This is a genomic window from Halonatronum saccharophilum DSM 13868, assembly GCF_000517025.1.
GTDB lineage: Bacteria > Bacillota > Halanaerobiia > Halobacteroidales > Halobacteroidaceae > Halonatronum > Halonatronum saccharophilum.
In genome coordinates, this window is the sequence record NZ_KI912097.1 from 4,246 (window position 1) to 8,742 (window position 4,497).

Annotated in this window: 5 protein-coding genes; all 5 read left to right on the forward strand. The window is 35.7% G+C overall.

Annotation, left to right across the window (positions count from 1 at the left end):
* Positions 1–762, forward strand: a 762-nt coding sequence (locus tag HALSAC_RS15815) for an alpha-amylase family glycosyl hydrolase (protein ID WP_035571851.1), incomplete at its 5' end; no start/stop codon positions are given.
* Between the two features lie 190 nt (positions 763–952).
* A complete protein-coding gene (locus HALSAC_RS16595; protein ID WP_051412198.1) occupies positions 953–1,528 on the forward strand; it encodes a TetR/AcrR family transcriptional regulator in 576 nt (191 codons plus the stop codon).
* A gap of 73 nt (positions 1,529–1,601) precedes the next feature.
* Positions 1,602–2,918, forward strand: a complete 1,317-nt coding sequence (locus HALSAC_RS0111295; protein ID WP_027340345.1) for a TolC family protein — start codon at positions 1,602–1,604, stop codon at positions 2,916–2,918.
* A gap of 8 nt (positions 2,919–2,926) precedes the next feature.
* Positions 2,927–4,189: an efflux RND transporter periplasmic adaptor subunit gene (locus HALSAC_RS0111300; protein WP_245579495.1), complete on the forward strand. Its 1,263-nt coding sequence runs from the start codon at positions 2,927–2,929 to the stop codon at positions 4,187–4,189.
* Positions 4,189–4,497, forward strand: a 309-nt coding sequence (locus HALSAC_RS17280) for an efflux RND transporter permease subunit (RefSeq protein WP_035571853.1), incomplete at its 3' end; no start/stop codon positions are given. The genes HALSAC_RS0111300 and HALSAC_RS17280, both read left to right, overlap by 1 nt.

Sequence of the window (4,497 nt, forward strand, 5' to 3'; positions counted from 1 at the left end):
AAGGTTTTAAGTAAGTGGCAGACTGAACTAAAGGGTGAAGGATGGAATTCTTTATTCTGGAATAACCATGACCTACCAAGAATTGTCTCTCGTTGGGGTAATGACAAGGAGTATCGTGTTCAGTCAGCTAAGATGTTAGCCACACTATTACATTTTATGCAGGGAACTCCTTATATCTACCAAGGAGAAGAGATTGGGATGACCAATGTAAAATATGAGTCTATCGATGAATATGATGATATCGAAAGTGTAAACTATTATTATGACAAGATAGAGAATGGTTATACTCATGACGAGATGATGGAAGCAATCTGGAAGAATGGACGTGATAATGCAAGAACCCCAATACAATGGAATGATAGTGAGAATGCAGGATTTACAAAGGGAGAGCCGTGGTTAAAGGTTAATCCTAATTATAAAGATGTTAATGTAAACAAGGCTTTAGAAGATGAAGGTTCAATCTTCTATTATTATAAGAAGCTAATAAAGTTAAGAAAAGAGAATGATATAATTGTTTACGGTGATTATAAATTATTGTTAGAAGATAATGATAAGATCTTTGCTTATACTAGAAGCTTAGATCGAGAGAAGATATTGGTGATAGTTAACTTCTTGGAAGAGGAAGCAGAGTTTAACTTGCCAGAGGATATAGACTTTAATGAAAAAGAGTTATTGATCAGCAATTATGAAGTTGCTAAAGAAGAGAGTATCGATAACTTAAACTTAAGACCTTATGAGGCTAGGGTATATAGGTTGAAGTAGGTGTCAGCTTTTAGCTATCGGCTATCAGCAAAATCTTTAAGCAGGTAAGGTTTAAGCTAAAGACTGATAGCTGATGACTGAAGGCTAAAATTATATTTGACAAAATTTATAGGTAGTGTTATACTTTAAATTGACTGGGTAGTCAGTTTTTTTAGATAATACTGACCCAAGGGTCAAGAGGGGTGGAAGGATGGAAGATGAATCAAAAAAAGTTAAAATAATCGATGCTGCTTTAAAGTTGTTCTCTAGTAAAGGATACCATAAGACAAAGATGATTGAGATTGCCGATGAAGCCGGAGTGGCTAAAGGAACCCTTTATTGGTACTTTGATAGTAAGAAGCAATTATTTCAAGCTATACTGTTAAATGGAATCAGCCAGTTGGTTAATAGAATGAAAGAAGATATTCTTGAAGAGGAGGGGGCGAGGGATAAGTTAAGAAAGGTTATTGAACTCTCTATTCGTTTTTTTGCAGAGTGTAAACAGTTATCTAAGATGTATCAGGAGAGTACAGTAGCTATAAGTCAAGACTTCAAGGAGAAGTTATTTGAGATTAAAGAAGAGGAAGTTAGATTAATTTTAAAGATTATTGATGAAGGTAAGGAGGAAGGTGTTTTTAGGGTCGATTTAGATAGTTCAGATCTATCAAATATATTAATCGGAATGATTGGTAGTTTTAATCCTCATTTTCATACTACTGATGAAGAAGATCTATTAACCAAGATCGATCTAATACTTGATGTCTTTCTAAATGGAATATCTAGCTAGTTTTGATTTTGGTTAATAAATAAATCTTTTTATAATATGAATTGACTATTGAGTCAAAATAGGAGGGATTATAGTGAAAAGAAGGATAATTACTTTAGTAGTTCTCTTATTCTTATTTGGTGTAGTTAGTGCAGAAGCACAAGAGAAGGTCTTGCTAAATAGGGATGAGGTAATTAGGTTGGTATTAACAGAGAATGAAGAGATAGCTATGTTAGAGGAAGATTTGAATATTGCTAAAGCTAGATTAGAAGGGGCTAGGGCCAACTTCTTTCCTAATATAGATTTAAGTACTGTTTATACAAGGTTAGGGGAGACTCCAGAAGTTCCTGACTTTTCAGGAGGTGGGTTTAGTATAGAAGAAGGTTCTAAAAATAGCTACTCTTTTAATCTTGGCTTTCAGCAGCCTCTTTATACAGGCGGTCAAATAAGTACTGGATATGAGCAGGCTAAGGTAGGTGTTCAGACAGCTAAGTTGCAGATGGAAGAGAGAATAGAAGAGCTTAAAGAGAGTGCTTTAAATCAATATTATGGTCTATTAAGAGCTCAGAAGATGGTCGAATTAATGGAGCAAACTTCAGAGCAGATAGAGAGGTATGTTCAGATAGCTCAGACCAATAAAGAAGTTGGAATCTTTACAAATACTGATGTTTTACAGGCAAGGGTAAACTTAGGTCAGGCCAAACAAGGGCTATTAAGAGCTGAGAATGGATTTGAGTTGGCCCAAGCAGCTTTGAAGAATACTCTAGGCTTAGCAAGTAAAGTTGAGGTTGAATTAGAAGAAGAGTTAGACTTTGAGTTAGTAGAGATAGATAAAGGTGAAATTACTGAGTATGCCTTTGCCAATAGAATAGATTTAAAGTTATTGGATGCTCAAGAAGAGTTACTGAAGTTGAGTTTAAAGAGGAGTAAAGGTAGTAGGCGTCCTACTTTGAGTTTAGCTGGGGATTATAGCACTAGAGATGATAGTTTAACCTTCAGTGATGGAGAGTGGAACATTAATCTAGCCTTAAGTTATAATATCTTCGATGGTGGTAGTAAAAGAAGTGGAATTAAAGAAGCTCAATCTGAACTTGATAAGGCTCTACTAAGAAGAGATCAGATAGAAAAAGGAATCAAGTTGCAGCTAAAGGAGTCTTTATTGAATATAGATGAAGCTGCTGATAGGATTGAATTGATGGACCTGAGTCTTAAAGAGGCTAGAGAGAATTTAAGACAGAGTGAATTGCAATATAAAGAAGGGCTATTAAGTAGTTTTGATATCTTGCAAGCTCAGACTGTATTAAAAGAGGTTAAAACAGATTATTATCAAGCTATTTATGATTATAATTTGGCTCTTATCAATTTAGATAAAGTAATAGGAAGACCTGTTAATTACAAGGGGGTAGAGTAAGGGTGAAGATGTTTAGAGATTATAAGAGGTTATTAGGATTTGTTATGGTAATAGGTTTTTTATTAGGTTTTGGAGTTGCTTGTAGTAATAGAGACTCTGACCAGACATTAGCAGATCAAGAAAGTGAAGAAAGGGTTCCAGTTGAAGTCTTAGAGGTTAGTTTAGGGGAATTATCAGATTATATTAGTACAGTTGGTGAGACTGAGCCAATTAGATCTGTACAGGTAACGCCTCAGATTCAAGGAGAGATAGAAGAGGTAATGGTTCAGCGTGGAGATAGAGTTGAAGCAGGAGATATATTATTAGGTTTAAATAAAGATGATATTAAATCTCAAATTAAACAGAGCAAAGCTGCTTTGGAAGGGGCTAAGGCAAATCTAGAAAGGGCATTAAAAGGTGCAAGAGTAGAGGAGTTGTCCCAATTAGAGGCCCAATTAGAACAAGCCGAGAGCAGTTACAATCAAGCAAAAAGAGCTTATGAAAGGCAGCAAAAGCTCTTTGAAGAGGGAGTTATATCCAAGCAACAGTTTGAAGGCAGTGAAGGCCAATACATAAGTGCAAGAAGTGCTTATCGATCTGCCAAACTTGCTTTAAATATAGCTGAAGAAGGAGCTACAGATGAGGAGATTAGAGGGCTTAGAGCTCAAGTTTCTCAGGCCCAAGCTGGGTTAGAAAGTGCAGAGTTGATGCTTGATAGGTCAGAGGTTAAAGCTCCAATTAGCGGGGTTGTAGTTGGTGTAGAAGTAGAGGTTGGAGAGATAGGTGGTATGGGTCCAGCTCTTTTTATTGCAGATATTGATAATATAAAAGTTATGACTTATGTAAGTGAAAGAAATATAAATAAATTAAGTGCTGGCGATGAAGTTGAGATCTTCTTTAGAGCTTTAGAGAAGAGTTTTGAAGGAAATATTAGAAGTATTAGTCCAGTTGCAGATAGGCAACGAGGGAACTTCCCAGTAGAGATCACTATTGATAACGAGGATAATTTGATTAAAGCAGGGATGTTTGGAGAAGTAGAATTTATTACAGGTAAGTATGAAGATGTAGTTGTAGTACCACAAAGTGGAGTTTTAAGAAATGGAAAAGATAGGTATGTATACTCTTATAATGATGGTGATGCTATAAGAAAAGAAGTTAAGACAGGATTTTCAACAGGTGATTATATAGTGATTGAAGAGGGGTTAGAAGTTGGTGATCTTTTGATAGTTAGAGGTCAAGAAAATATTGATGAAGGTGATAAGGTAGAGATAGTAAGTCGGGGTGGTAATTAATGAAGATGTCTGACTTTTCAGTTGATAGACCAGTAACCATTTTGATGATGGTCTTATTGGTAGTAGTGGTAGGTATTGTGTCATTAAATCGCTTACCTTTAGATTTATTTCCAGATTTGGATCTTCCTTATGTAGCCGTTATAACCAACTATGAAGGTGTTGGCCCGGAAGAGATTGAAAATTCGATAACTAGACCAATAGAAGAGCGAGTAGGTACTGTTGATGGGGTTAAGGACATATACTCTATGACCAGCCCAGGAACTTCTTTGGTTTTAATAGAGCTTGATTGGAGTGTGGATGTAGATTTT